General features: G+C 66.2%; 24 protein-coding genes. 18 read left to right on the forward strand and 6 right to left on the reverse strand.

Annotated features, from left to right (window positions below; all coding sequences use genetic code 11):
- Positions 1 to 45: 45 nt before the first annotated feature.
- The 9 genes from ACXAED_RS01435 (at position 46) to ACXAED_RS01475 (ending at position 8,239) form a co-directional block, all read left to right on the forward strand.
- Positions 46 to 966 carry a DnaJ C-terminal domain-containing protein gene (locus ACXAED_RS01435; RefSeq protein ID WP_475046306.1) on the forward strand — a complete coding sequence of 307 codons (921 nt, stop codon included), beginning with the start codon at positions 46 to 48 and terminating at the stop codon, positions 964 to 966.
- Positions 967 to 970: 4 nt separating this feature from the next.
- On the forward strand, positions 971 to 1,270 hold the full coding sequence (locus ACXAED_RS01440; RefSeq protein ID WP_475046308.1) for a chaperone modulator CbpM: 300 nt from the start codon (positions 971 to 973) through the stop codon (positions 1,268 to 1,270).
- Between the two features lie 3 nt (positions 1,271 to 1,273).
- The gene (locus ACXAED_RS01445; protein WP_475046310.1) at positions 1,274 to 1,996 is read left to right on the forward strand and encodes a DUF5765 domain-containing protein; all 723 of its coding nucleotides are present in this window, start codon (positions 1,274 to 1,276) and stop codon (positions 1,994 to 1,996) included.
- A gap of 70 nt (positions 1,997 to 2,066) precedes the next feature.
- Complete coding sequence (locus tag ACXAED_RS01450; protein WP_475046312.1) at positions 2,067 to 3,047, forward strand: zinc-dependent alcohol dehydrogenase family protein; 981 nt, start codon at positions 2,067 to 2,069, stop codon at positions 3,045 to 3,047.
- A gap of 22 nt (positions 3,048 to 3,069) precedes the next feature.
- Positions 3,070 to 5,505: a Lon protease family protein gene (locus ACXAED_RS01455; protein WP_475046314.1), complete on the forward strand. Its 2,436-nt coding sequence runs from the start codon at positions 3,070 to 3,072 to the stop codon at positions 5,503 to 5,505.
- Complete coding sequence (locus ACXAED_RS01460) at positions 5,495 to 6,235, forward strand: hypothetical protein (RefSeq protein WP_475046316.1); 741 nt, start codon at positions 5,495 to 5,497, stop codon at positions 6,233 to 6,235. Before ACXAED_RS01455 ends, ACXAED_RS01460 begins: the two co-directional genes overlap by 11 nt.
- 98 nt (positions 6,236 to 6,333) lie before the next feature.
- On the forward strand, positions 6,334 to 6,843 hold the full coding sequence (locus ACXAED_RS01465; protein ID WP_475046318.1) for a hydrolase: 510 nt from the start codon (positions 6,334 to 6,336) through the stop codon (positions 6,841 to 6,843).
- A gap of 24 nt (positions 6,844 to 6,867) precedes the next feature.
- Positions 6,868 to 7,239: a hypothetical protein gene (locus ACXAED_RS01470; protein ID WP_475046320.1), complete on the forward strand. Its 372-nt coding sequence runs from the start codon at positions 6,868 to 6,870 to the stop codon at positions 7,237 to 7,239.
- Between the two features lie 52 nt (positions 7,240 to 7,291).
- Positions 7,292 to 8,239, forward strand: a complete 948-nt coding sequence (locus ACXAED_RS01475; protein WP_475046321.1) for a 1-phosphofructokinase family hexose kinase — start codon at positions 7,292 to 7,294, stop codon at positions 8,237 to 8,239.
- Here ACXAED_RS01475 and ppsA read toward each other — a convergent pair.
- Positions 8,236 to 10,617, reverse strand: a complete 2,382-nt coding sequence (gene ppsA / locus ACXAED_RS01480) for a phosphoenolpyruvate synthase (protein ID WP_475046323.1) — start codon at positions 10,615 to 10,617, stop codon at positions 8,236 to 8,238. The two genes, ACXAED_RS01475 and ppsA, sit on opposite strands and share 4 nt — an antisense overlap.
- Before the next feature lie 138 nt (positions 10,618 to 10,755).
- Here ppsA and ACXAED_RS01485 point away from each other — a divergent pair, with 138 nt between their 5' ends.
- Genes ACXAED_RS01485 through ACXAED_RS01495 form a run of 3 tightly spaced genes read left to right on the forward strand, consistent with a single transcriptional unit; the run spans position 10,756 to position 11,920 of the window.
- Positions 10,756 to 11,121, forward strand: coding sequence for a GerW family sporulation protein (locus ACXAED_RS01485; RefSeq protein ID WP_475046325.1), 366 nt, complete (start codon positions 10,756 to 10,758; stop codon positions 11,119 to 11,121).
- A 2-nt stretch (positions 11,122 to 11,123) separates the two neighbouring features.
- Positions 11,124 to 11,663, forward strand: coding sequence for a DUF2953 domain-containing protein (locus tag ACXAED_RS01490; RefSeq protein WP_475046326.1), 540 nt, complete (start codon positions 11,124 to 11,126; stop codon positions 11,661 to 11,663).
- Positions 11,660 to 11,920 carry a hypothetical protein gene (locus ACXAED_RS01495; RefSeq protein WP_475046328.1) on the forward strand — a complete coding sequence of 87 codons (261 nt, stop codon included), beginning with the start codon at positions 11,660 to 11,662 and terminating at the stop codon, positions 11,918 to 11,920. Before ACXAED_RS01490 ends, ACXAED_RS01495 begins: the two co-directional genes overlap by 4 nt.
- 16 nt (positions 11,921 to 11,936) lie before the next feature.
- On the opposite strand, the gene ACXAED_RS01500 is transcribed toward ACXAED_RS01495, so the two are convergent.
- Together ACXAED_RS01500 and ACXAED_RS01505 are read right to left on the reverse strand one after the other, a co-directional pair.
- Positions 11,937 to 12,350 carry a c-type cytochrome gene (locus ACXAED_RS01500; protein ID WP_475046329.1) on the reverse strand — a complete coding sequence of 138 codons (414 nt, stop codon included), beginning with the start codon at positions 12,348 to 12,350 and terminating at the stop codon, positions 11,937 to 11,939.
- A gap of 119 nt (positions 12,351 to 12,469) precedes the next feature.
- Positions 12,470 to 14,089 carry a Na/Pi cotransporter family protein gene (locus ACXAED_RS01505; protein WP_475046330.1) on the reverse strand — a complete coding sequence of 540 codons (1,620 nt, stop codon included), beginning with the start codon at positions 14,087 to 14,089 and terminating at the stop codon, positions 12,470 to 12,472.
- 115 nt (positions 14,090 to 14,204) lie between these two features.
- Here ACXAED_RS01505 and acsA point away from each other — a divergent pair, with 115 nt between their 5' ends.
- From acsA to ACXAED_RS01530, 5 genes are all read left to right on the forward strand, one after another.
- Positions 14,205 to 15,938, forward strand: a complete 1,734-nt coding sequence (gene acsA / locus ACXAED_RS01510; protein ID WP_475046332.1) for an acetate--CoA ligase — start codon at positions 14,205 to 14,207, stop codon at positions 15,936 to 15,938.
- Positions 15,935 to 17,932: a pyruvate dehydrogenase (acetyl-transferring) E1 component subunit alpha gene (gene pdhA, locus ACXAED_RS01515; RefSeq protein WP_475046334.1), complete on the forward strand. Its 1,998-nt coding sequence runs from the start codon at positions 15,935 to 15,937 to the stop codon at positions 17,930 to 17,932. The genes acsA and pdhA overlap by 4 nt, the downstream gene beginning before the upstream one ends.
- Positions 17,933 to 19,087: a dihydrolipoamide acetyltransferase family protein gene (locus tag ACXAED_RS01520; RefSeq protein ID WP_475046335.1), complete on the forward strand. Its 1,155-nt coding sequence runs from the start codon at positions 17,933 to 17,935 to the stop codon at positions 19,085 to 19,087.
- Positions 19,084 to 19,335, forward strand: a complete 252-nt coding sequence (locus ACXAED_RS01525; RefSeq protein WP_475046337.1) for an acyl carrier protein — start codon at positions 19,084 to 19,086, stop codon at positions 19,333 to 19,335. The genes ACXAED_RS01520 and ACXAED_RS01525 overlap by 4 nt, the downstream gene beginning before the upstream one ends.
- Positions 19,336 to 19,482: 147 nt before the next feature.
- On the forward strand, positions 19,483 to 19,929 hold the full coding sequence (locus ACXAED_RS01530; protein ID WP_475046339.1) for a hypothetical protein: 447 nt from the start codon (positions 19,483 to 19,485) through the stop codon (positions 19,927 to 19,929).
- A gap of 51 nt (positions 19,930 to 19,980) precedes the next feature.
- On the opposite strand, the gene ACXAED_RS01535 is transcribed toward ACXAED_RS01530, so the two are convergent.
- Positions 19,981 to 20,823 carry a universal stress protein gene (locus ACXAED_RS01535; protein WP_475046340.1) on the reverse strand — a complete coding sequence of 281 codons (843 nt, stop codon included), beginning with the start codon at positions 20,821 to 20,823 and terminating at the stop codon, positions 19,981 to 19,983.
- A gap of 378 nt (positions 20,824 to 21,201) precedes the next feature.
- Between ACXAED_RS01535 and ACXAED_RS01540 the strand changes: the two genes are divergently transcribed.
- Positions 21,202 to 21,618 carry a CBS domain-containing protein gene (locus tag ACXAED_RS01540; protein ID WP_475046342.1) on the forward strand — a complete coding sequence of 139 codons (417 nt, stop codon included), beginning with the start codon at positions 21,202 to 21,204 and terminating at the stop codon, positions 21,616 to 21,618.
- Here the strand turns inward: ACXAED_RS01540 and ACXAED_RS01545 are convergent.
- A complete protein-coding gene (locus tag ACXAED_RS01545) occupies positions 21,615 to 22,367 on the reverse strand; it encodes a Crp/Fnr family transcriptional regulator (protein WP_475046343.1) in 753 nt (250 codons plus the stop codon). The genes ACXAED_RS01540 and ACXAED_RS01545 overlap by 4 nt on opposite strands.
- A gap of 187 nt (positions 22,368 to 22,554) precedes the next feature.
- Complete coding sequence (locus ACXAED_RS01550; RefSeq protein WP_475046345.1) at positions 22,555 to 23,379, reverse strand: class II glutamine amidotransferase; 825 nt, start codon at positions 23,377 to 23,379, stop codon at positions 22,555 to 22,557.
- Positions 23,380 to 23,388: the final 9 nt, after the last annotated feature.

Raw genomic sequence — 23,388 nt, forward strand, 5'->3', positions numbered from 1 at the left:
CGCCGTGGCAAACTGCGGCGGCAAAGATGCGGGGAGAGTGGCAGCATGGAATACCGGGACTACTACGAAATCCTTGGGGTCACTCCGGATGCAAGTTCGGAACAGATCAAGCGAGCCTACCGCCAGCTTGCCAGGAAATACCACCCGGACATCGATGCCACGGCAGAAGCCGAAGAGAAGTTCAAAGATGTCAACGAAGCCTACGAAGTCCTGAAAGACCCGGAAGCCCGATCTGCCTACGATAATCTGGGTAAACCCGGGCCCGATGCTCGAGACGGTTTCCAGCCCCCGCCCGGATGGGAAGGCGGCTTTGAATTCACCGGGGGCAGGCCGCAGGGTGCGGAGGCCTTCAGCGACTTCTTCGAGTCCCTCTTCCGGCGCCAGGGGCAGCCGTTCGACCGGGCCGGTCAAGATCAGCACGCCCGCCTGCAGCTGGACATCGAAGACGCCTACCGCGGGGCAACCCGGGTTCTGACGCTCCGGGTTCCGCAGGCGGCTGCGGATGACAAGGTGCATCTGCAGGACCGCAGCATCACGGTTCATGTCCCCAAGGGGATCCTGGAAGGCCAGCACATCCGGCTGCCTGGCCAAGGATCGGTACCCCCGGGCGGAGGCGCCGCGGGCGATCTGTTTCTGGAGGTGAGTTTTGCCCCTCATCCGGTTTACCGGGCTGACGGCAGGGACCTGTATCTGGAACTGCCCGTGACCCCATGGGAAGCCGCATTGGGCGGCAAGGTGATGATGCCCACGCCGGACGGCAAGGTCGCGCTGACCATCCCGGCAAATGCCCGCGGCGGCCAGAAGCTGCGGCTGAAGGGCAAAGGTCTGCCTGGCACGCCGCCCGGGGACATCTATGCAACGCTCAGGATCGTGAACCCCGAGGTGACCACGGAGGAGGCGCGCGCGTTCTTTGAACAAATGGCCCGGGAGGTGCCGTTCAACCCGCGCGCCGGTATCGGAGGATAGACGCATGAAACCCGCAACCGCCAAAACTGCAGTCGTCGTCAGCCTGTCACTGGATGAGCTGTGCCGGTTTTGCCATGCTGACAGGAACTGGGTCATTGAACTGGTCGAACATGGGGTGCTGGAACCCGAGGGGGCCACGATCCAGAGCTGGCAGTTCCACAGTGTGAGCATTGCCCGCGCCAAGAAGGCGCGGCGGTTGAACCAGGACCTGGGGGTCAATGCCGCCGGGGTGGCGCTGGTGCTGGATCTGCTGGCCGAGCGGGAAGAGATGCTGCGGCGGCTGGCCGCCTTTGACGACCGCTAGCGGATGTGCTGGAGCCTGGAAGCCTCGGCCGGGATGGCGGTCGCCGGGACTGCCGCGGTGGTGGTGTGCTGGCGGCAAGGCCAGCCTTTGGCGGTTTGGGCAGCGCTTGGTTACTTCACGGTTATGGAAGTGTTGCAGCTCGCGGGGTACCTGACCGTCAACGACTGCAGTTCCGCCGCGAACAAGGGCACGACGCTGTTGTCGTATTTGCACATTGCTTTTCAACCCATTGTAATCAATGCGTTTGTGCTGGAACTTGTGCCTTCCGCCGTCAAGCGGCGCTGCCGGTCCTGGGTTCTGGCCCTGAGCTGCGCTGCCACAGGTGTCATGCTGCTGCAGCTGGTGCCGTTGCCTGCCTTGGGCGCCTGCGCTGCTGGGGCCCCGATGTGCGCAGAGGTTCTTTGCACCGTGTCCGGGAATTGGCATATCGCATGGAATGTGCCCTATAACGGGCTGCTGGTGCCGCTGGACAACGCGCTGGGGGTGCAGTCCGGCTTTCCGGTTTACATGGCGGCGGTGTTTCTGATGCCGCTGGTATATGGGGCCTGGCGCTTTGTGCTGATGCACGCCGCAACCGGGCCGGTGCTGGCCTGGGTGCTGACCAGCAACCCGGATGAGATGCCCGCCGTCTGGTGCCTGTTTTCAATCGTGATCCTGTGCATCGGGCTGAGCCCCTGGGTCCGTACCGCGGTCTCGGCCCATAGCTGGTGGGGGCTGCGCGTGTGACCGGCGGGTTGATCCTGATCACTGCGCCGGGAACTGGCTTGCGGTATTCTGAAATGCGGGGAGAGGCAGAATGCGTGCAATGGTTTTCCATAAGGCAAAGGAGCCGCTGCGGCTGGAAGAAATTGCCCAGCCGGAACCCGGACCGGGAGAGGTTCTGATCCGGGTTGAAGCTTGCGGTGTGTGCCGCACCGATCTGCATATTTTTGACGGTGATTTAACCGAACCGCAGGTGCCCCTGATCCTGGGGCACGAGATTGTCGGCCGTATCGCGGCCAAGGGCGCACAGGCCGAGGGGCTGGAGATCGGCCAGCGGGTGGGCGTGCCCTGGCTGGGGGCCACGTGCAGCCACTGCCGCTATTGCCGGGAGGGGCAGGAGAACCTGTGCGATGCGCCGGAGTTCACCGGTTATACCCGCAACGGCGGCTTTGCCGAGGCCTGTGCGGCAGACGCGCGGTATGTGTTTCCGCTGGGCGGCGGCGATCCGGTTGCACTGGCGCCGCTGCTGTGCGCCGGGCTGATCGGCTACCGCAGCTATCGCATGGCGGGCGAGGGCCGTAACATCGGTCTGTACGGATTTGGTGCTGCGGCGCATATTCTGACCCAGCTGGCGGTCTGGCAGGGCCGCAAGGTGTTTGCGCTAACGGCGCCGGGTGATACCGAAGCGCAGGCGTTTGCCCGCAGCCTGGGCGCGGCCTGGGCGGGAGGGTCTGATGAGCTGCCGCCGGAACCGCTGGATGCCGCTATACTTTTTGCGCCCGTGGGCAGCCTTGTGCCCGCGGCTCTGAAGGCCGTGCGCAAGGGGGGCAGGGTGGTCTGCGGTGGCATCCACATGAGCGATATTCCCGCCTTTCCCTATGCCGATCTGTGGGGGGAGCGGCATATCTTGTCGGTCGCCAATCTGACCCGGCAGGACGGCGAAGAATTCCTGCCGCTGGCCGCCGAGGCGGGCATCACCACTGAACACCGCGCCTATGCGCTGGAAGACGCCAACCAGGCGCTGGAAGACATGCGGCAGGGCCGATTGCAGGGGGCTGCGGTTCTGGTGCCCTGATCCCAGAAACAAGGAGAGCGCAATGGCTGTAAATCACGGACCGGACCCTTTGACGGCAGCCAAGCTGCGGCCTGCGCTGCCGGACACCGGGCTTCGTTTCAAGCTGACGGATGAGCTGGACGGCGCAGAGGAGTGGCTGGGGCAGGACCGGGCGGTGGACGCAATCCGGATGAGCGCCACGGTCCCCCATGAGGATTTCCATGTCTTTGTTCTGGGCCAGCCCGGCAGCGGCCGCCATGCGATTGCCCAGTCGATCCTGGCCGGGATCGCGAAGGACAGGCCGGTTGCTTGCGACTGGGTCTATGTCAACAACTTCGAACAGCCGCACAAACCGGTGGCGATCCGGCTGCCGGCGGGATCGGCCAGCCGCCTGCGCAGGATGATGGAAACGCTAGTTGATGACCTGGCCAACCAGATCCCGGCGCTGTTTGAGTCGGAGGATTACCAGACCCGGCGGCGGACCATCGAAGAGGATTTCTCGGCGGAGCATGAACGCGAGATGGCGGAGATCTTTGACGATGCCCGCGCCCGGAATGTTGCCATTCTGCGCACGCCGGTGGGGTTCAGTTTTGCCGGGGAGCGTGACGGGAATGTGCTGAGGCAGGAGGAGTTCGAGGCGCTCACAGATGAGGAGCGGGAGGAGCTGGAGGCCGCGATCGAGAGCGTCCAGCAGCGGATCTCGGATGTGCTGAAATCGGTGCCCAAGCGCGAAAAGGAGCACCGGCGGCAAGTGGAGCAGCTGAACTATCAGCTGGCCTCGCGCGGGGTGGATGAGGCGATCCGCGATGTGCAGAAGGCGTTTGCCGATGACGCGGCGGTTCAGCGGTATCTGGAGGCGGTGCGCAGCGATCTTGTTGAGAACGCAGAGCTGTTCCTGATGGGCGAAAGCGAGGACTCCGCCGGCCCGTTCCCGGTGGCGACCAGCAAACGGTTCGAGGAGCCGCAGTTCCAGCGCTACCGGGTCAATGTGATGGTGTCGAACGGCAGCAGCGGGCAGGGCGCGCCGGTGGTCAAGGAAGAGCTGCCGACGATGGCCAATCTGATCGGGCGTATTGAGTATGCCTCGGAGATGGGGGCGCTGGTCACCAATTTCACGATGATCAAGCCGGGTGCGCTGCACCGGGCCAACGGCGGCTATCTGGTGCTGGACGTGCGCCAGGTGCTGAACGAGCCGCTGGCCTGGGATGCGCTGAAGCGCTGCCTGCGCACGGGGGAGATTGCCATCTATTCGCCCGGCGAGCGGCTGAGCATGGTGTCGACGGTCTCGCTGGAGCCGGACCCGGTGCCCCTGAGCGTGCGGGTGGTGCTGATCGGGGAGCGGATGCATTACTACCTGCTGTCCGCCTTGGACCCGGATTTCCTGCAGCTGTTCAAGCTGGAGGCCGATTTCGACGATCACCTGCGGCTGGAGGGCGGCGGGTCGGTGGAGGGGTACGCGCATCTGATCGCGCGGCTGGCCCGGCATGCCGGGACCCGGCCGCTGGATCAGCCTGCGGTTGAATTTGTGCTGCGGGAAAGCATGCGCATGACCGGGGATGCAGAGCGGCTGACGCTGAATTTCAGCCGCTTGTCGGACCTCTTGCGGGAGGCGGAGTTCTGGGCCGGCAGCGGCGGCAGCGCCCATATCGGGCCGGAGCATATCGAACGCGCGGTGGCGGAGAAGGAGCGCCGGGCCGGGCGGGTGCGGGAGCTGGGGCTGGAGACGATCCAGCAGGGCACGGTGATGATCGACACGGACGGCGCGCGCATCGGCCAGATCAACGCCCTGTCGGTCTTGCAGATCGGCGATTACAGCTTCGGCAAGCCGTCGCGGCTGACGGCGCGCACCCGGCCGGGCACCGGCAAGCTGGTGGACATTGAACGCGAAACTGAACTGGGCGGGCCGATCCATTCCAAGGGGATGCTGATCCTGCAGGGCTATCTGGCGGCCGCCTATGCCACCCGCGCGCCGCTGTCGCTGTGGGCCAGCCTGGTGTTCGAGCAGAGCTATGGCGGGGTGGAGGGCGACAGCGCCTCGGCGGCGGAGCTGATTGCGCTGCTGTCGTCGCTGGCGGAGGTGCCGCTGGACCAGTCCTTTGCGATCACCGGGTCGGTCAACCAGTTCGGTGATATCCAGGCGATCGGCGGGGTCAACCAGAAAATCGAAGGGTTTTTTGACGTGTGCGATGCCCGCGGCCTGACCGGCAGGCAGGGGGTTCTGATCCCGGCCGCCAATGTGCGCAACCTGACGTTGCGTCAGCGCGTCGTTGATGCGGTGGAGGCGGGCCGGTTCCGCATCTTCCCGATGACCAGCATCACCGACGGGATCGCGGTGCTGACCGGCCTGGAGGCCGGGGAGCGGGGCGCCGACGGGGTGTTTCCGGAAGGCAGCCTGAACCGGCGGGTGGAGGAGCGGCTGCAAGGATTTGCCGACATCCGCAAGTCCTTTGCAAAGGAGGCCAGCGGCAATGCGACATGATGCGGAAAGGGCAGGCGAGGGGGGCCGCGCCAGGGTGATCCTGGGCGCCAGCTGCTATCCGGATGCGGAGGCGGCGCTGGCGCTGGCGCTGGAGCTGGCCCGCCAGATGGGGGCGGAGCTGCATGGGGTCTTTGTCCGCGAGACGGCGGTTCTGGCAGCGTCCTATTCGCATTCCTGGGTAGTGAGCTACTCGGGGCAGCGGGAAAGCGGGCTGACCGCCGCCGCAATCACCAAGGCGTTCCGGGCGGATGCCCGGCGGTTTGAGGGCCTCCTGGCGCGCCGGGCCAAGGCTGCGGCGCTGGTGAGCTCGTTCCGGGAGGCTGAGGGCCATGTGCAGGAGGAGCTGCGCCGGTCGGCAGAGGCGGGCGATATCATCATTTCCGGGTTCAAGCCGATCCTGCGCGCCGCGGGCTGCATTGCCGTGATCCTGGCGGAAGGGCAGGGGGTGCCGGGGTTTGCACTGCGGCTGGCGCGCAAGACCCGCAAGCCGCTGGTGGCACTGATCGCCTGCACTCCCGGTACTGAGCAGGACCCCGGAGCCAGGTCCGCAGGGCCGCCGGGCGATGTGGCGGAAACCCGGCTCTGCGCGCTGCCCGGTGTGCTGCTGCGGCAGCTGGAGCACATGAGCCCGGCTGCGGTGATTGTCGCGGCGCCGCTGGCGGACCTGCCTCCGGCGGCCCGCATCCAGGAGGCGGCGCGCTGTCCGCTGGTCATCCAGAGCGGCGGTTAGGGCGGCTGCCGGGGCAGCGGCGGATTGATGCAAATCATTTCGGCGCGTGGCTACGGGCATAGACTGACGGCATCCTGGGAAAACGGGAGGGGAGAGGCATGGAGACCAACTGCCTGCCAAAGATGGACATGACGGACAACTCGACCGGCTGCTGCCCCAGGTTCAAGCCGCAGGGGTGGGACGGCCGCCATCTGCATTTTGACAAGAAGCCGTTCGCGCGGGCCAAGACGCGCAGCCTGCTGCATATCCCTTTGAATATGGGGCAGGTCTTTGCACGGGTGCAGAAGCATATCGAAGACGCCGGCGCGCAGGACCCCGAGGGGTACTTGGTCCTGAGCCGGGATTTGTCCCACGCGGAAGCGGAGCATTTCTTTGCGGTGACCGGCAAGGTGCCCGGGGAAGAAATGAAGGAGATCAGCGGCGATTTCATCACCCGGGTGTTCGAAGGCCCTTACCGCAGGGCCAAGGACTGGGTGCATGACATGGAGGTTGCCGCCGAAGCGGCAGGCAAAACCGCGGGGCGCATTTTTATGTTCTATACAACCTGCCCCAAATGCGCCCGGGCCTATGGAAAGAACTATGTCATCGGCGTTGCCGAAGTCAGTTGACGAGTCACTCAGCGGGAGGTGGTTATGCAAGATCCGGAACTGGAAATCCTGATTGAACGGCTGGAAAGCCGATCGGACCTGACCCTGGCGGATTTTGACGGCGTGCTGCATGCGCTGGCGTTTCTGCTGCCGGATGCGGTGCCGCGGGATGAGCACGCCGCGCAGCGGATAGGCACCGCGGACGGGGCGATGCATGTGGCCGATGATGCCTTTCCGGACTGGGATGTGCATATCCGCGGCCGCGCCTATGGCAAGCATGGCCGCTGGCACTGCACCTTGCGGGAAAACGATGCCCGGGACAGCGATGCGGCCATTGGCCTGGGCCAGTCGCCGGTTCTGGGGCAGGCCATCCTGGCGGCAGTGCTGCGGCTGGCGGTGATCCTGAAAAAGGACTGAATAGAATCGGCCCCGTTCGGCGGTCCGGTGTGCTGCCAGGGAAAGGAAGCGGATGTCCCGGATTTTGACAATCACTCTCAACCCGGCGGTCGACTTGGCAACGTCGATCGAGCGGGTGGTGGCTGGCCCCAAGCTGTATTGCAAGGCGCCGCGGGTGGACCCCGGCGGCGGCGGGGTGAATGCGGCCCGGGCGATCCGCAGGCTGGGCGGCGAGGTCACGGCGCTGGTCGCGGTCGGCGGCGCCATGGGCGAGCAATTGCTGCAGCTTCTGGTGGCGGAAGACGTGCTGGCGGTGGCGGTCCATGTGCCTGGCGAAACGCGGCAGAGCTTTGCGGTGACGGATGAAACCACCGGCGAGCAGTTCCGCTTCAGCGTTCCGGGCGAGACGATGACAGATGACGATGCCGCCCGGCTGCTGAGCGCGATTGCGCAGGCGGCGCCGCGGGACGGCTATGTGGTGCTGAGCGGCGGTGTCACCCCCGGTCTGGCCGATGACTTTCCGCATCAGGTTCTGGAAGCGATTGCGCCGCGCACCGGCAAGCTGGTGGTGGATACCTCCAAGGCGGCGCTGGCGCATCTGCTGGCGGCGCCGGGCAAGCCCGTGCATGTGCTGCGGCTGGACCAGCGGGAGGCGGAACAGGCAGCGGGGCACGCGCTGCCCGCGGTCGCGGACAGCCTGGCATTTGCCCAGGACCTGATTGCGCGCGGGGTGGCGGAGATCGTCGTGGGCGGGCGCGGGGCCGAAGGGTCCGTTCTGGCCACCGGGGACCAGCGGTTTTTCTGCCGCGCGCCGTATGTCGAGGTGCAAAGCAAGATCGGGGCAGGGGATGCCTTTACCGGTGCGCTGACGCTGGCGCTGTCGCGCGGCGAGGCGCTGGAACAGGCGCTGCGCTGGGGTGTTGCCGCGGCAAGCGCCACGGTTGCAACCGAGGGCACCGCGCTGTTTGACCGCGGCGCGGTGGAGGCGCTGATGCCAGAGTGCGGGGTTGAGGCGGTCTAGCCTGCGTCTTCGGCCTTGGCGGCGTTGCGCAGGACCTGCACGAAACTGTCGGGGGTGACCGAGATGCTGTCGATGCCGAACTCCACCAGGCGGCGGGCATAGTCCGGGTTGTTGCTGGGCGCCTGGCCGCAGAAGCCGACCTTGGATCCGGCCTTATGCGCCTCGCGGATCACCGTCTCGATCATCCACAGCACCGCCGGGTCATCCTCGCGGAACAGGTCTGCCAGAGCGTCGGAGTCGCGGTCGATGCCGAGCGTCAGCTGGGTCAAGTCGTTTGAGCCTATGGAGAAGCCGTCGAAGCGTTCGGCGAACTCTGCCGCGCGCAGGACGTTGGAGGGGATTTCGCACATGACGTAGACCTCCAGCCCGTCCTGGCCGCGTTTCAGGCCGTGCTCTGCCATCACCGCCAGTACCTTGTCGGCCTCCTCCGGGGTGCGGCAGAAGGGGATCATCACGATCACGTTTTTGAAACCCATCCGGCCGCGCAGCCGGGCAATCGCCTGGCATTCCAGCGCAAAGCCGTCGCGGTATTCGTCCGAGTAGTAGCGGGAGGCGCCCCGGAAGCCGATCATCGGGTTTTCCTCGGCGGGTTCAAAGGCGTGCCCGCCCAGCAGGTCAGCGTATTCGTTGGTCTTGAAATCGCTCATCCGGATGATCACCGGCTTGGGGTGGCAGAAAGCGGCGATCCGCGACAGGCCGCGGGCGAGGCGGTCAACGAAGTATTCGGTCCTGGGGTCATAGCCTGCGGTCAACGCCTCGATTGCAGCGCGGGTTTCGGGGTCCTGCAGCTGATCGAAGCGGGCCAGCGCCATCGGATGGACGCGCACCGCGTTGCTGATCACGAATTCCATCCGCGCCAGGCCGACGCCATCCGCCGGCAGCCGCCACCAGCGCAGCGCGGCGCCGGGGTTGGCGAGGTTGAGCATGATCCGGGTCTTGGGCCGGGGCAGGTCCTCAAGGGTGTCCTCGGTGACGGCGATCTGCGACAGGCCCTCGGTCACGACGCCCTGTTCGCCGCCTGCGCAGGAGACGGTGACGTCCTGCTGGTCGTACAGAACCTCGGTCGCGTTGCCGCAGCCGACGATGGCGGGCAGGCCCAGCTCGCGGCTGATGATGGCCGCGTGCGAGGTGCGGCCGCCGCGGTCGGTCACGATGGCGGCGGCGCGTTTCATGACCGGCACCCAGTCCGGGTCGGTGGTGCCGGTCACCAGCACCGAGCCGTCTTTGAACCGGCCGATGTCTGCGGCGTTTTCGATGATCGACACCCGGCCTGCGACCGCGCCGCTGCCGACGCTGAGCCCTGTCAGTAGAACCGGCCCCGGGTCGGTCACCGCATAGGAGCGCAGGGTGCCGGCGGCGGCGCGCGACTGCACGGTTTCGGGGCGGGCCTGCACGATGTAGATCCGGCCGCCGGCGCCGTCGCGAGCCCATTCCATGTCCATCGGGCAGCCATAATGGTCCTCGATCACCTTGGCCTGGCGGGCCAGCAGCAGGATATCGTCGTCGCTGAGCACGTATTGCGCCCGCTCAGCCTTGGAGGCGGGCACGTTGCGCGGGGTGCCGTCGCGGTCCTGGATCATCTTGATGGCCTTAGCCCCCAGCCGCTTTTCCAGGATCGGCGTCAGGCCGGGGGTGCCGAGGAAAGGTTTGAAGACCTGGTATTCGTCCGGGTCGACGGCGCCCTTTACCACGTTTTCGCCCAGCCCCCAGGCGGCGTTGATCAGGACGGCATCGGGGAAGCCGGATTCGGTGTCTATCGAGAACATCACCCCGGCGCCGCCGGTGTCGGCGCGCACCATCTGCTGCACCCCGACCGACAGTGCAACCTTCATGTGATCGAAGCCGTGGATCTGGCGGTAGGAGATGGCCCGGTCGGTGAACAGCGAGGCATAGCATTTGCGGCACGCCTCCAGCAGGGGCTGCTCGCCGCTGACGTTCAGGAAGGTCTCCTGCTGGCCCGCGAAACTGGCCTCCGGCAGGTCTTCGGCGGTGGCGCTGGAGCGCACCGCCACGGGCACATCCGGCTGTCCTGCCGCGGCGCTGAGGCTGCGGTACTGGGCGAGGATCGCCTGCGCGGTCTTTGCCGGCCAGTCGCCTGCCAGGATCAGGGCACGGATTGCCTTGCCCGCCTTTTGCAGCGTCGTCCGTCCTGCATCCAGCGCGTCCAGTTCCTGGTAAATCCGGGCTTCGAGCTTATTGGCCGACAGGTAACCGCGGTAGGCATCGGCGGTGGTGGCAAACCCCGGCGGCACGTGGATGCCCTTGGCGCCAAGCGCCTGGATCATCTCTCCCAGAGAGGCGTTCTTGCCGCCGACCAAGCCGGTATCGGTGCGTTTCACCTTGTCGAAGCTGATCACGAGCGCGGGGGATTGGGCCATGTCCGGTCTCCGGTCCTGTGCGGGTTGGCTCATAATGCCATAAATCCCTGAAGGCCGATTGATGCTGCTCAATCCGCGCGGTCTGACCGGCTGATAGGGTCGCCGCGTTGACTGTTATTTTGGTGAAAGGTGAGCGGGATGGAAAATGTCGAACGGCTGCTGAAGGGCACGGTGGAGGAACTGGACCGCCTGCTGAATGCCAAGAATGTTCTGGGAGACCCGATCGAGAAGGGGGAGGCGACGGTCATTCCCATTGTCAGCTACGGGTTCGGCTTTGGAGCCGGCGGCGGTACGGACACCAAGACCGGCGAAGGCGCGGGAACCGGGGCGGGCGGCGGGATCAAGCCGCTGGGCGCCATCATCATCGACCAGCGCGGTGCGCGGGTTGAATTGGTGCAAGGCGCGATGACGACGCTGGCGGCAGTGCTGGGCGATGCGGCCGGAAAGGCCATTGAGACGGCGGCGCAGACGGCTGGGGCCAAAGGCGGGAAGGGGCAGAACTGACCGTGGCGGGGCTGGGCGCAGCGTTGGGCGTGCTGCTGGCGGCGCTGCTCGTCGGGATCGTTCTGGTGCTGGTGTCGCCGCTCAGGATTGAGCTGGTGCTGCGCAAGGAGACGGCGCTGGTGTTTTCGGCGGCGTTGCGGCCGCTAGGCGGGTTCGGTCCGCGGGTCAGGGTTTCGGGCAGGCGGAAAGCGCCGCCCGCAGACAAAGAGCCTGGCCGCAAGCGGCCGTTCGATGCCCGCAGGCTTGTCCCTGCGGCGTTGCGGCTGGCGGCGGCGGTGCTGCGCCGCATCCGCATCCGCGCCCTGATCCTGGATGCAAAATTCGGATCGGGCGATCCGGCGGAGACCGGGCAGCTCTATGGGATGCTGACGCCGCTGGTGTACGGGAGCCTGCCTGCCCGGCGGCTGCAGATCTCTGTGCAGCCGGTCTTTGACCGGGCGGTCCTGTCCGGACGGGCCGAACTGGACGTTTCCGTGGTGCCGGCAGCGCTGATCGGGCCGGCGGTGCGGTTCGGCTGGGACGCCTTCGGGCCGGTCCGGTGAGCTGGGTGGTCGACCCGCCGGTCCGGGCCGGGGCGCTGGCCTTTGCGGCGGTTTGCCGGGTTGCACGGTTCAGCCGCAACAGGGCGGCGGCGGCCGTTTACAGCGCGGAAAAGCGGCCCGTGCTGATCCTGGCTTTTCACCGCGGCGCGGTGACGGGAGCCGGGATTGACGGCAAAAGCTATTCTGCCGCGGAAATCGAGGAGAGCTTTCCGCAGGCCATCGCCAGAACGCAGGCCCGGCTGGCCCGGGGCCAGTGAAGCCGGGCGCCGGGGGTTATTCGATTTGCACGGACTGCAGATAGGCAATGACATTTGCCAGCGGCAGGCCGGTCATCATCGGCTGGCCGCTGGGCAAGGCCAGCGCGACCTGCTGGTCGGAGTCCAGAACCGGGCCGAACAGCGGCATCTCGCCGCCGTGGGCGAGCACCGGCGCGCGGCCATCCACCTGGCGGGCGACGGCCTCCAGCGGGAAGGTGCCGCCGTTGCGGGCCGCTAGCCGGGTGAGGTCCGGCGTTTCGATGGCAAGCATCTCCGCCATGGGGCCGTTCCCCGTGGCCTCGCGGCCATGGCACTGCCAGCAATAGGTCCGGTAAAGGTCCCGTCCGTCCTGCGGGTCCGGTTCCTGCGCGCTGGCGGCGCCAGCGGCTGCAAATATCAAAAGCATCGTGCGAAAGAACACCGGTATCATCCTCCTCTGCCATGGTCCCCGTCGCGGCAAGTATAGGGGACGCCGCCGGGCTGCGGCTTTAACCTGCCTCAAGTTCCTGTCTTGAAGCCGTGCTAACCCGCCCGCCCATGCGGCGGGCCTCAGTCCAGCCCGGTATCTGTGTCCTCGCCCGCCTCCGCCTTGAGGCGGTGGCCGGGACCGCTGTTTTCCAGCAGGTTCAAGTGCACCCGTATGCGCCAGAGGTGATAGGCCACCCTGTGCAGCCAGCGGACCGCATCGAGCCGGGTCCAGGCGGTTTCGTCCGGCAGGGTGCCGTCTGCGGCCTCGGAGATCAGCCGGTCCCTTTGCGATCTGCGCTGCGCCCGCATGATGCGGCGGACACGGTCCAGAAGCTTTTCGCATTTGTCAGGGCTGCCGGCCTCTCCGGCATCGGCGGTTGCCAGGTCCAGCAGCCCGGTGAGACGCCGCAGCCGCGCGTCGTTCGGCAATTCGCTGATCCGGTCGGTTTGCGTGCAGCGGTACAGCAGCCGGTCCAGGTGATCCAGGGTGTGGTATATCCCCTTGATATCGGCAAACTCCGCGCTGGCATTGCCGGACAGTTCGATCTTGTCGAGGTAGGTGCTGGTTTCGGTGACTGCGGTGGAGAGGTGGCCCCACTCGTAACTGCTGCTGGCCGGGACGGGAGCGCCGGTGAGTGTTCTGAGGTAACGAATGGCTGCTGCCGTGACCCGGTTCACGGCCACTTTGGCGGCGGCGGTCGCGGCGGCCGGATCGCTCAGGATAAGGTGGTCCAGCGATTGCGTCAGCGCCGCCCCGCGGTCGGGGATCAGAAACTCGATCAGCCGCGCGAAGGGGCGCGCGAAGGGCAGGATCAGGATCACGCCAAGGAGGTTGAAGAGGCTGTGAAAGGCGACCAGCGCGGTCAGGGAATCCCCGGCGCCGGCCCAGTAGGACACCGCGGCGGCAAACGGGCCGAGCAGGAAGAACGCCATGGCACCGGTCATCAGGTTGTAGACTACATGCGCAACGCCGGTGCGCCGCGCCATAGTGCCGCCGCCCAGCGTGGCCAGAATTGCCGTGAAGGTTGTGCCCACGTCCATGCCGATGACCAGCGCCGCGGCTTGCGGGAAATTCACCGCGCCGGCGCTGAGGGCCGCCAAGGCGGTGGCGACGCCGGCGCTGGAGGATTGGGTGACCAGGGTGATCAGGACGCCTATCGCCACCAGTTTCAACCGGCCTGCCCAGCTGTCAGAGGGAAAGTCGGCGGGGGTGACGATGCCTTGGAAGGCCTCAAGCCCGGATTTCATCTGCTCGATGCCGATGAAGATCAGGCTGAAACCCGCCAGCGCCTGGCCGAGATAGGAGACTTTGCGCTTGCCGGAGAGGGCGAGCAGGGCGCCCAGCAGGACCACCGGCAGCATCGCCTGGCCGAGGTCAAGCTTGAAGCCCAGGATGGCGACCAGCCAGCCGGTCATCGTGGTGCCGATGTTGGCGCCGAAGATGATCCCGAGCGCCTGCGGAAAGGTGAGCAGGCCGGAGGCGACGAAGCCGACGGCGGCGACGGTGGTGGCGCTGGAGGACTGGATCGCCGCGGTGGTCACAGCGCCAGTGGCCGCGCCGGTGGCGGGGGTGGAGGTGAACCGGCCCAGAATGCTGCGCAAGCGGGCCCCGGCAAGTGTCTTGAGGCCGCCGGTCAGCAGCAGCATGCCGATCAGAAAGAGGCCGATGCCGCCAAGCGCCGGCAACACATTCCAGTACATTTGAAACAGAGTGCCAGAATTGCTGCGGCTCAGCAAATCCGGCGCCTGCCGCCCGATTGATGCGGGTTATAGCGGCGCGCCCGGTCCCGGGGGAACATGGGGCCGGGAGGATGCCATGCAGGATGACCGCAAGACAGGGGATAAGGGCCCGCGCGCCGGGCAAGTGCCCGCAGCGGGCGGCGAGGGCAGCCGGTGGGCCGGCACCGAGAAACTGGTCAGCGGCCTGAATGGCGGGTTGAACATTGCGCATGAAGCCGTGGACCGTCACGTGGCTGCGGGCTATGGCGCGCAGACGGCGATCCGCTGGCTGGGCAAGGACGGCAGCCGCCGCGAGCTGAGCTATGCGGAGCTGGCGGCGCTGTCCTCGAAATTTGCCAGCCTGCTGCGGGACCACGGGCTGAAGCGGGGGGACAGTGTCTATTCCCTGATGGGACGGGTGCCGGAGCTGTATGGCTGTGCCGTCGGAACGCTGAAGGCCGGGATGGTCTATACGCCGCTGTTTGCGGCCTTCGGGCCTGAGCCGATCCGGACGCGGATGGAGATCGGGGAGGCGCGGGTGCTGGTCACAACGGTGGCGCTGTTCCGGCGCAAGATCGCGCCGTTGCGGGATCAGCTGCCCTTCCTGAAGCTGGTGCTGGTCACCGGTGAGGAGGCGCCGGAGGGCTGCGTGGCGCTGGGGCCGGCGCTGGAGCGGGCAGGGGAGACGTTCGAAACGGTGCGCACCGGGGCCGAAGACCCGGCGCTGGTGCATTTCACCTCCGGCACCACCGGCAAGCCCAAGGGCGTGGTGCATGTGCATGGGGCGGTGGTCTATCACGCCTATTCGGGGCGCATCGCGCTGGAGCTGGAGCCGGGCGCGGTCTATTGGTGCACCGCCGATCCCGGATGGGTCACCGGCACCTCCTATGGCATCATCGCGCCGCTGGTGAACCGGGTGACGATGATCGTGGATGAGGCCGAGTTCGACCTGGAACGCTGGTACAGCATCATAGGGCGCGAGCAGGTCGAGGTCTGGTATTCGGCCCCCACCGCCATCCGCCTGATGATGCGGGCGGGCGCGGACGCGGCGGCTAAGTTCGATTTCTCGTCGCTGACATTCCTCGCCAGCGTCGGCGAGCCGCTGAACCCGGAGGCGGTGGAGTGGAGCGGCAAGGTGTTTCCGCACCCCTTCCACGACAACTGGTGGCAGACCGAAACCGGCGGCATCATGATTGCCAACCTGCCGGGCATGGAGGTGAAGCCCGGCTCGATGGGCCAGCCGCTGCCGGGCATCGTGGCGGCCATCCTCAGAGAGGACGGCGGCGGGCTGGCCGAATGCGGGGCAGGGGAGACCGGCGAGCTGGCGCTGCGGCCGGACTGGCCATCGGTCATGCGGGGGTATCTGCATGAGGAGGAACGGTTCAAGAAATGCTTTGCCGGTGGCTGGTACCTGTCGGGCGATTTGGCCACCCGTGACAAGGATGGCTTTTACTGGTTCGTCGGGCGCAAGGACGACCTGATCAAGACTTCCGGCCATCTGATCGGCCCGTTTGAGGTGGAAAGCGCGCTGATCGAGCATCCGGGCGTGGCGGAGGCGGCGGTGATCGGCGTGCCGGATGCTGCGGCGGGCGAGATCGTGAAGGCCTATGTCACGCTGAACCCCGGGTATGAGCCTTCGGAAGATCTGGAACGCGAGGTGCGGGGCCATGCGCGCAAGCGGCTGGGGGCGGCGGTGGCCCCGCGCAGCGTGCTGTTCCGGAATACTCTGCCCAAGACCCGCTCCGGCAAGATCATGCGGCGGCTGCTGAAGGCGCGCGAGCTGGGGCTGCCGGAGGGCGATATTTCGACATTGGAGAGCGATGAGACATGAGCACCCCTGAGAAAATCCGCCTTGACCGCGGCCATGTGCGCGACCTGCTGACGGCGATGATGCGTGTCCGCATGTTCGAGGACGCCTGTGCCGAGCTGTATACCCAAGAAAAGATCCGCGGCTTTCTGCATCTCTATGACGGCGAGGAGGCGGTTGCCGCGGGCGTGATCCCGCTGCTGGCGGAGGGCGACCGTGTTGTGGCCACCTACCGCGAGCATGGGCACGCGCTGGTGCGCGGGGTTCCGATGGATGCGGTGATGGCGGAGATGTTCGGCAAAGCCGAGGGCTGTTCGGGCGGGCGCGGAGGCTCGATGCATCTCTATGATGCAGGGGCGAATTTCTATGGCGGCAACGCGATTGTCGGCGGCGGGCTGCCCCTGGCGGCGGGGCTGGCGCTGGCGGATCATATGCGCGGCGATCCGCATGTCACCGCCTGTTTCTTTGGCGAGGGGGCGGTGGCCGAAGGCGAGTTCCACGAGGCGATGAATCTGGCGGCCCTGTGGGGGCTGCCGGTGCTGTTTGTCTGTGAAAACAACGGCTATGCCATGGGCACGGCGCTGGGGCGCAGCGAGTCCGAGACCGATATCAGCGCCAAGGCGGCCGCCTACGGCGTGGCGGCCGAGGTAGTGGACGGGATGGATGTGGTGGCGGTCGAGACCGCGGCGCGGCGGGCGCTGGCGGATATCCGTGAGACCGGAAAGCCGGTGTTCCTGGAGTGCCGCACCTACAGGTTCCGGGCGCATTCGATGTTCGACGCCCAGCTCTACCGGGACAAGGCGGAGGTCGAGGGCTGGCGCAAGCGCGGCCCGATTGTCCTGTTCCGCGGCTGGCTGCTGGAGACCGGCTTGATCCATGAGGAGGAGGTGGACGGGATCGAGGCGGAGATCAGGGCGGAGATTGCAGAAGCGGTGCAGTTTGCTGAAGACGGATCGTGGGAGCCGGTGGAAGACCTGACGCGCCACGTCCTGGGGCCGCAGCCCGGTCCGGTTGCGCCCGCAGAGCCCGGCGGGGAAACCAAGGTGGTAAGCTACCGGGAGGCGGTGCGCGAGGCGCTGCGCGATGCGATGACGCGCGACGAGCGGGTTTTCCTGATGGGAGAGGACGTGGGCGCCTATGGCGGCTGCTATGCGGTGTCCAAGGGGCTGATGGAGGAATTCGGCGAGGCCCGCATCCGTGACACGCCGCTGTCGGAGTCGGGCTTCACCGGCGCCGGGATCGGCGCGGCGATGGCGGGGATGCGCCCGGTTGTCGAGCTGATGACGGTCAATTTCTCGCTGCTGGCCTTGGATCAGATCCTGAACACCGCGGCCACCGTGCGGCACATGTCCGGCGGGCAGTTCGGGGTGCCGCTGGTGATCCGCATGGCCACCGGCGCGGGCAAGCAGCTGGCCGCGCAGCACTCGCACAGTCTGGAGGGGTGGTATGCCCATATCCCGGGCCTGAAGGTGCTGGCGCCGGCCACGGTGGAGGACGCGCGGGGAATGCTGTGGACGGCGCTGTGCGATCCGGATCCGGTGCTGATTTTCGAGAATGTGATGCTCTATAACCATGAGGAGGCGCTGAGCAGCACCGCGGGGCCGGTGGATATCTCAAAGGCCGCAGTCCGCCGCGAGGGGAGCGATGTCAGCCTGATCACCTATGGCGGTTCGCTGTTCAAGACGCTGGAGGCGGCGGAGACGCTGCAGGGCTCGGGCATCTCGGCGGAGGTGATCGACCTGCGCAGCCTGCGGCCGCTGGATGAGGCCGCGATCCTCGCCTCGGTGGCCAAGACCCGGCGTGCGGTCATCGTGGACGAGGGCTGGCGCTCCGGCTCGCTGGCGGCGGAGGTGTCGGCGCGGATCATGGAGCAGGGGTTCTGGACGCTGGACGCGCCGGTCGGGCGGGTCTGTTCGGCGGAGGTGCCGATCCCTTATCCAAAGCATCTGGAAGACGCGGCGATCCCGCAGGTGCCGGCCATCGTGGCGGCGGCGCAGGCGGTCATGGGGGTGGGGTAGATGGGTCTCTTTGTCATGCCCTCGCTCGGCTCTGACATGGAGAGCGGCACGCTGGCCGAATGGCTGGTTGCGCCGGGCGATACAGTGGCCCGCGGCGATGTGGTGGCGGTGGTGGAAACTCAGAAGGGCGCGATTGAGATCGAGTGTTTCGAGGCGGGCACGGTGCAGGAGCTGAGGGCGCAGCCCGGCCAAGTGCTGCCGGTGGGGGCGCCGATGGCGGTGATCCTGGCCGAGGGGGAAGCGGAGCCGGAGCAGGAACCTGCGTTGGAAACAGCGCTGGAACCTGCCGTGGAAGCTGAACCCAAGCCGGTCCAGCAAACTGTGCCTGCAGCTGCGGCTCCGCCGAGCGCGGTCAGGGCGTCGCCTGCGGCGCGGGTGCGGGCGGCAGAGCTGGGCCTGGATCTGGGCACCGTGACGGGCAGCGGTCCGGGCGGCGCCATCGTGCTGGCGGATGTGGAGGCGGGGGACGGCACCGGCAAGCCGGCCTCGCGCTTGGATGAGATGCGCAAGGCGATTGCCGCGGCGATGACACGCTCCAAGCAGACGATCCCGCACTTCTACTTGTCGCAGACCATGGACGTGCAGGGTGCCATCGACCTGCTGGCCGTGCGCAATGCCGAAGCGCCGCCTGAGGAGCGGATCCTGCTGGGCGCGGTGCTGCTGCGGGCGGCCGCCCTAGCGGCGCAGAAGGCAGAAACGCTGAACGGGCATTACACCGATGGGGCCTTCCAGCCCGCCGCGCAGGTCAATCCCGGTCTTGCGGTGGCGCTGCGCGACGGCGGGCTGGTGGCACCGGCGCTGGCCGATGTCCCGTCGATGACGCTGGCTGAGACAATGGCGGCGATGCGGGATACCGTCTCCCGCGCGCGGGCGGGGCGGCTGACGAGTTCCGAGATGACCCGCGGCACCCTTACCGTGTCCAGCCTGGGTGAGACCTGCGGCGAGGTGATGGCCGGGGTGATCTTCCCGCCGCAGGTGGCGCTGATCGGGATCGGGGCACCGCAGCTGCGGCCCTGGGTGGCCGGAGAGCAGGTCGTCCCGCGCACTGTCATCACTGTTACACTCGCCGCGGATCACCGGGTCACTGGCGGGCGGCAGGCGGCCAGGTTCCTGGCCGGATTCGAAACTCTGATTTCCAAACCGGAGGCGTTATGACCCAGACCGAATTACGTGCCGTTTTTCTGGAAGAGCTGACACGGGTTGCCCCTGACATCGACCCCGCAGGGGTGTCGGACGGGGATCACCTGCAGGATGATCTGGAGCTGGATTCGATGGATGTTCTGAGTCTTGTTGCGGCGCTGCACCAGCGGCTTGGTGTCGATATTCCGGAGGCGGATTATCCGCAGATCGCCACGGCAGGGGCAGCCGTCCGCTATCTGTCCGCTGCTGTGCAAAAAATTTGAGCGCCCAGGTCCCGGCTGAGCGCCTATCCGCCGGGCACCTGTTTGTTTCGGCGATTCCGGGCGTCAGTTTGATTTTAATTAAAGCGGCCTCCCCGGACAGGTGGCACAATGTCAACAAGGTGAAATCCGCTGCGAGGAGATGCACAGATGCCAGAAAAATCGACATACCAAAGTGCCGGGATTTTCGCGGAAGCGCTGAAGCCGTGGCAAAGCGCGATGCAGTTCAACCCGATGTACAAGCCGCAGGTAGAGCAATTCTGGAACGTTCAGGAGAAGCTCCTGGATGAAGCGGAAGTGTTCGCGCGCCATTGGTTCGAGCGCCGGCACGAGGCGGCGCGAACTGCCCTGGACGCGGCCCGGACCATTGCCTCGGACGGCCCCGGTGCGCCGGTTTCGGTGGCTGAAGCCTTTGCGGAATGGCAGCGCCACTCGGCAGAGCGCATTGCCGAGGACGGCCAGGAGTGGCTTGGTATGATGTCCCGCTGCGCCCGCTACATGAGCGATACCGAAGCGGATGCGGTGGAAGAGACCATCGGAGAAGCAGTCAAGATGACCAAGAAGGCCACCAAGCCCGCGCAGTCGGATCCGGTCTGAGCCGGATCCGGCACCGCAGGGCGGTTGAAGCCGTGCCGGCGCAGGAAGCGGTCAGCCGGACATCAGCACCGGTATCCGAGCCTCCTGCAGCACGTGTTCGGAGGCATCGCCGAAGATCAGGCGGTGCAGCCGCGAATGGCCGTAGCCGCCCATGATTACAAGGTCGCAGTCCTGGCTTGCGGCCTCCATCAGGATGCGGATGCCGGCTTCGTGTTCTCCGTCCTTGATCTGGCGGACGTCCACCGTCACGCCGTGACGCGACAGGAGACGGGCGATCTCGTGGCCTTCGGTATCGAACTCCGCTGACCGGTGATGCGGTTCCTGAATGGTGACAAGCTCGGCAAAGGCGGCGCGTTTCAGGAATGGCAGCCCGTCATGCAAAGCGCGGGCCGACTCCCTGCTGCCATTCCAGGCCGCCAGGACACGGGTGCCGGCCGGTTTGCCGCCCCAGTCATCCGGGAGCAGCAGCACCGGGCGGCCGCTGTTCACCACCAGTTCCTTCTGAAATCCTGTCTGATCAAACCGCTCCTGCTGGCGGTCGGGCAGTAGTGCCAGGATCAGGTCCGACCGGGTGGCCGATTCCAGCAGCTCGTCCGCGGCTTCGGGCGACCGGGCCGCCCGCGAGCGCCATTCTGCCGCACAGCCGGCCTGGTCCGCCGCCGCCTTGAACAGCTGTTCGATCTTCCGGTCTTCTTCGGCCACACGCCTGCTGAATTCGCCCAGCATGACGTCGCCGGCAGCGATTGCGATCCCGGAATAGGGCACCAGCGCCTCCAGCGTGTGGAGGCCTATCAGATGGGCGTCGAATTTCCGGGCCAGTCCGCAGGCCGCCGGCAGCAGGTGCGTGGCGGAAAACTCCGAGGTCAGGCAGGCAAGAATTGTCTTGTAGCTCATGGATCGGTTTCCCTCCCTGAATGCCGGTGCTTGCGGCGGTTTGCGCGCGCAGGATCTGCCTATGAGATATAGCAGATTCCCTGCCTGTCAGGGTTTGACTCCGGTCAACGGGGGAACCGCCGCGTACGGCGCCGTGCCTCCCGGCGCTTTAACGCTGGTTAATGCGCGGGCGGCCGGACTGGCCGAGTCTGTTCAGTAGAGCGACTTATGACACCTGTCTGAACAAACGGCGCTTCGGCTCGTTTGACGGCAGCATCCGGATCCCGGATCGCAAGCAGGAAGCCGGTAGTAAAACCGGCCTCCTGATGCCGCTGGCGCGCGTTACTGGCAGACAGCACGCCACGGTCAGGCCGGCGGCGGCCGAGAAAGGGTTTGCCCATGCTTGTACAAGATATCATGTCCGTGCCCGCACGGTTTGCCCGGCTTCAAGACAGCGGGGCCAATGCAGCCAAGCGAATGCGCAGCCTTGGGATCGGCGTGCTGCCGGTTGTTGAGGACGGCGAGGTTGTGGGCATTGTCACGGACCGTGATCTGGTCCTGGCATTGGCCGGGAAAGACAGCGCGCTGGAGGGGATGGCCCTTGCTGCCGTCATGAACCCTGGGGTGGTCTGCTGCCGGGCAGAGGACACAATCGAAGCGGCGGCGGCCCTTATGGGGGACCATCAGATCCGCCGCCTGCCGGTGCTGGACGATGAAGGGCGGCTGGCTGGCCTGTTGTCCGTTACCGACATTGCGGTGCACGCGTCGGAACAGCTTGCGGGCGAAGCCTTGGGCGAGATTGCCGAATACCGCTAGTCCGGAACCGGTGTGATCTCGGCGGCCAGGCGCTCCGGCTCAACCCCGGCGATGTCCGACAGGGCAGCGAGGTCTTTGATCCGGACGTCCATGTGATCCGCAGTCTCAACAAGGCCGTTTCTGACAAAGCGGCGCAGGGTCCGGCAGACATGGACCGCCGTGAGACCGGTGAAATCGCCGATGTGCCTTTGGGTCAGGGGCAGGTGGAAGGCGCAATTTTCCGACAGCCCGAGCGGTTTGAGCCGCAGGCAAAGCTCGATCAGCGCATAGGCGATCCGGCTTTCTGCGCTACCGCGGCCCAGGCGCAGCATACGTTCGGACAGCCGGGCGCGCTCAGCGGCCTGGACCTGTTCATTTGCCCGCGCCAGCCGGGGCGCTTCAGCCAGCATCCGGTGCCAGGCCGCCAAGGGAATGACGGACACCAAGGCGTCGGTAACGGCCTCGATGTTCAGGCCCGCTGTCTTGCCGTCCGCGGATGTCGGGTCCGCGATGTCCCCGGGCAGCATGAAGTCGATCAGCTGAACTTCGCCGTGGAGGGAGGATTTCGACGCCGCAAGCCAGCCTTCGATCACGATGAAAACCTTGCAGCCGGACTCCCCGTCATGCAGCAGGATTTTGTTTTGCGGGATACGCTGCAGGCTTCTTCGGAAACTGTTCAGCACCGTGTCGCCGGCATCAAAGTCCATCGCGCCAATGCGGAGGCTGGCGACGTTGGTATATTGAATGGGGATTGGGCCTTGCCTCGTCACTGAAACTTTCCCTGCAAGAAATGCCAGTACGGGTCCTGATCCAGATGCCGTACCGCACAATGATCGGCGGTAGAGTGGTATTGGCCTCACGGTGCGGCTGACACGATACTGGCGCCAAGCGATTCTGTCGACCGGACGTGGCAGCGCAGCCGGGAGCGGCCGGTTTCTTAGGTTTCTGGCAGAGGCTTCAGTTCTGGCGCGCAAGCGGCCGCATGTGCAGGCGGAAATCCTCTGTTGCCTGGAACACGACACCGTTCGGCACTTGCTCCCAGGGCTCGTCGAAGGTGACGGGTTCCGAGGCGACCTCGATGGACCTGTAATCCGTATTATGGTGATGTTTGACATGGGTTTCACCGCAGACGGTGCAAATGTGCAGGTGGTCGCGGCGCAAGTGAAACAGGGAGCGGTTGAGCCGTGATCCAACCAGGCGGGGCCCGTCGGTCAGCACGATGTTGAGACCCGGCGGGCGGGACGGATCGATTTCAGCGCACCAGGCGTTAATCTGGTTAAGCGCGTCGTGCACGGTGTCCAGCAGTCCCTTTTCCGGGTGGCGCAGGAAGAGGCTGAGCAGGTAGCGGAAAACGTGTTCGCTGTCGGTCTGGCCGTGAATTGAGGACCGGTGCAAGGGATCCATACGCTCCAGCAGGCGGAACCGGATTTGTTCGAAATTCGGAATTGTGCCGTTATGCGCAAAAATCCAGCGCCCGTAATGGAACGGATGGGTGTTTTCCACGCTTGTGGCACCCACCGTGGCGCGGCGGACATGGGCAACCGCGGTGCGGCCATAGACCCGCGCGGCGGCTTTGGCGAAATGCTCGCCGTGATAGGCCGCCCAGACCTGCTTTTCGATGACCGGAACGCCGTCAGGGTAGTCTGCAACCCCCCAGCCGTGACCATGCATCATGCCTTCCATGTCGCCCTGGCTTTGCGCCATCAGGGCGTTCTGGGCCGTGACCAGGCCGCATTCGACCCGGGTCGGCTCATTGGCGTGCATGGCATAGAGACGGCACATTTTCTGTCC

The sequence above is a fragment of the Leisingera sp. ABM4_103 genome, from assembly GCF_056158685.1.

Excerpts from the sequence above, each read along its gene's own strand:
- ACXAED_RS01505 (WP_475046330.1), bottom strand. The coding sequence starts at position 14,089 with ATGTACTGGAATGTGTTGCCGGCGCTTGGCGGCATCGGCCTCTTTCTG.
- ACXAED_RS01550 (WP_475046345.1), bottom strand. The coding sequence starts at position 23,379 with ATGTGCCGTCTCTATGCCATGCACGCCAATGAGCCGACCCGGGTCGAA.
- ACXAED_RS01520 (WP_475046335.1), top strand. The coding sequence starts at position 17,933 with ATGGGTCTCTTTGTCATGCCCTCGCTCGGCTCTGACATGGAGAGCGGC.
- ACXAED_RS01485 (WP_475046325.1), top strand. The coding sequence starts at position 10,756 with ATGGAAAATGTCGAACGGCTGCTGAAGGGCACGGTGGAGGAACTGGAC.
- acsA (WP_475046332.1), top strand. The coding sequence starts at position 14,205 with ATGCAGGATGACCGCAAGACAGGGGATAAGGGCCCGCGCGCCGGGCAA.
- ACXAED_RS01500 (WP_475046329.1), bottom strand. The coding sequence starts at position 12,350 with ATGATACCGGTGTTCTTTCGCACGATGCTTTTGATATTTGCAGCCGCT.
- ACXAED_RS01540 (WP_475046342.1), top strand. The coding sequence starts at position 21,202 with ATGCTTGTACAAGATATCATGTCCGTGCCCGCACGGTTTGCCCGGCTT.
- ACXAED_RS01460 (WP_475046316.1), top strand. The coding sequence starts at position 5,495 with ATGCGACATGATGCGGAAAGGGCAGGCGAGGGGGGCCGCGCCAGGGTG.
- ACXAED_RS01465 (WP_475046318.1), top strand. The coding sequence starts at position 6,334 with ATGGAGACCAACTGCCTGCCAAAGATGGACATGACGGACAACTCGACC.
- ACXAED_RS01435 (WP_475046306.1), top strand. The coding sequence starts at position 46 with ATGGAATACCGGGACTACTACGAAATCCTTGGGGTCACTCCGGATGCA.
- ppsA (WP_475046323.1), bottom strand. The coding sequence starts at position 10,617 with ATGGCCCAATCCCCCGCGCTCGTGATCAGCTTCGACAAGGTGAAACGC.
- ACXAED_RS01475 (WP_475046321.1), top strand. The coding sequence starts at position 7,292 with ATGTCCCGGATTTTGACAATCACTCTCAACCCGGCGGTCGACTTGGCA.
- ACXAED_RS01455 (WP_475046314.1), top strand. The coding sequence starts at position 3,070 with ATGGCTGTAAATCACGGACCGGACCCTTTGACGGCAGCCAAGCTGCGG.
- ACXAED_RS01470 (WP_475046320.1), top strand. The coding sequence starts at position 6,868 with ATGCAAGATCCGGAACTGGAAATCCTGATTGAACGGCTGGAAAGCCGA.
- ACXAED_RS01440 (WP_475046308.1), top strand. The coding sequence starts at position 971 with ATGAAACCCGCAACCGCCAAAACTGCAGTCGTCGTCAGCCTGTCACTG.
- ACXAED_RS01530 (WP_475046339.1), top strand. The coding sequence starts at position 19,483 with ATGCCAGAAAAATCGACATACCAAAGTGCCGGGATTTTCGCGGAAGCG.
- ACXAED_RS01450 (WP_475046312.1), top strand. The coding sequence starts at position 2,067 with ATGCGTGCAATGGTTTTCCATAAGGCAAAGGAGCCGCTGCGGCTGGAA.
- ACXAED_RS01445 (WP_475046310.1), top strand. The coding sequence starts at position 1,274 with ATGTGCTGGAGCCTGGAAGCCTCGGCCGGGATGGCGGTCGCCGGGACT.
- ACXAED_RS01525 (WP_475046337.1), top strand. The coding sequence starts at position 19,084 with ATGACCCAGACCGAATTACGTGCCGTTTTTCTGGAAGAGCTGACACGG.
- ACXAED_RS01535 (WP_475046340.1), bottom strand. The coding sequence starts at position 20,823 with ATGAGCTACAAGACAATTCTTGCCTGCCTGACCTCGGAGTTTTCCGCC.
- pdhA (WP_475046334.1), top strand. The coding sequence starts at position 15,935 with ATGAGCACCCCTGAGAAAATCCGCCTTGACCGCGGCCATGTGCGCGAC.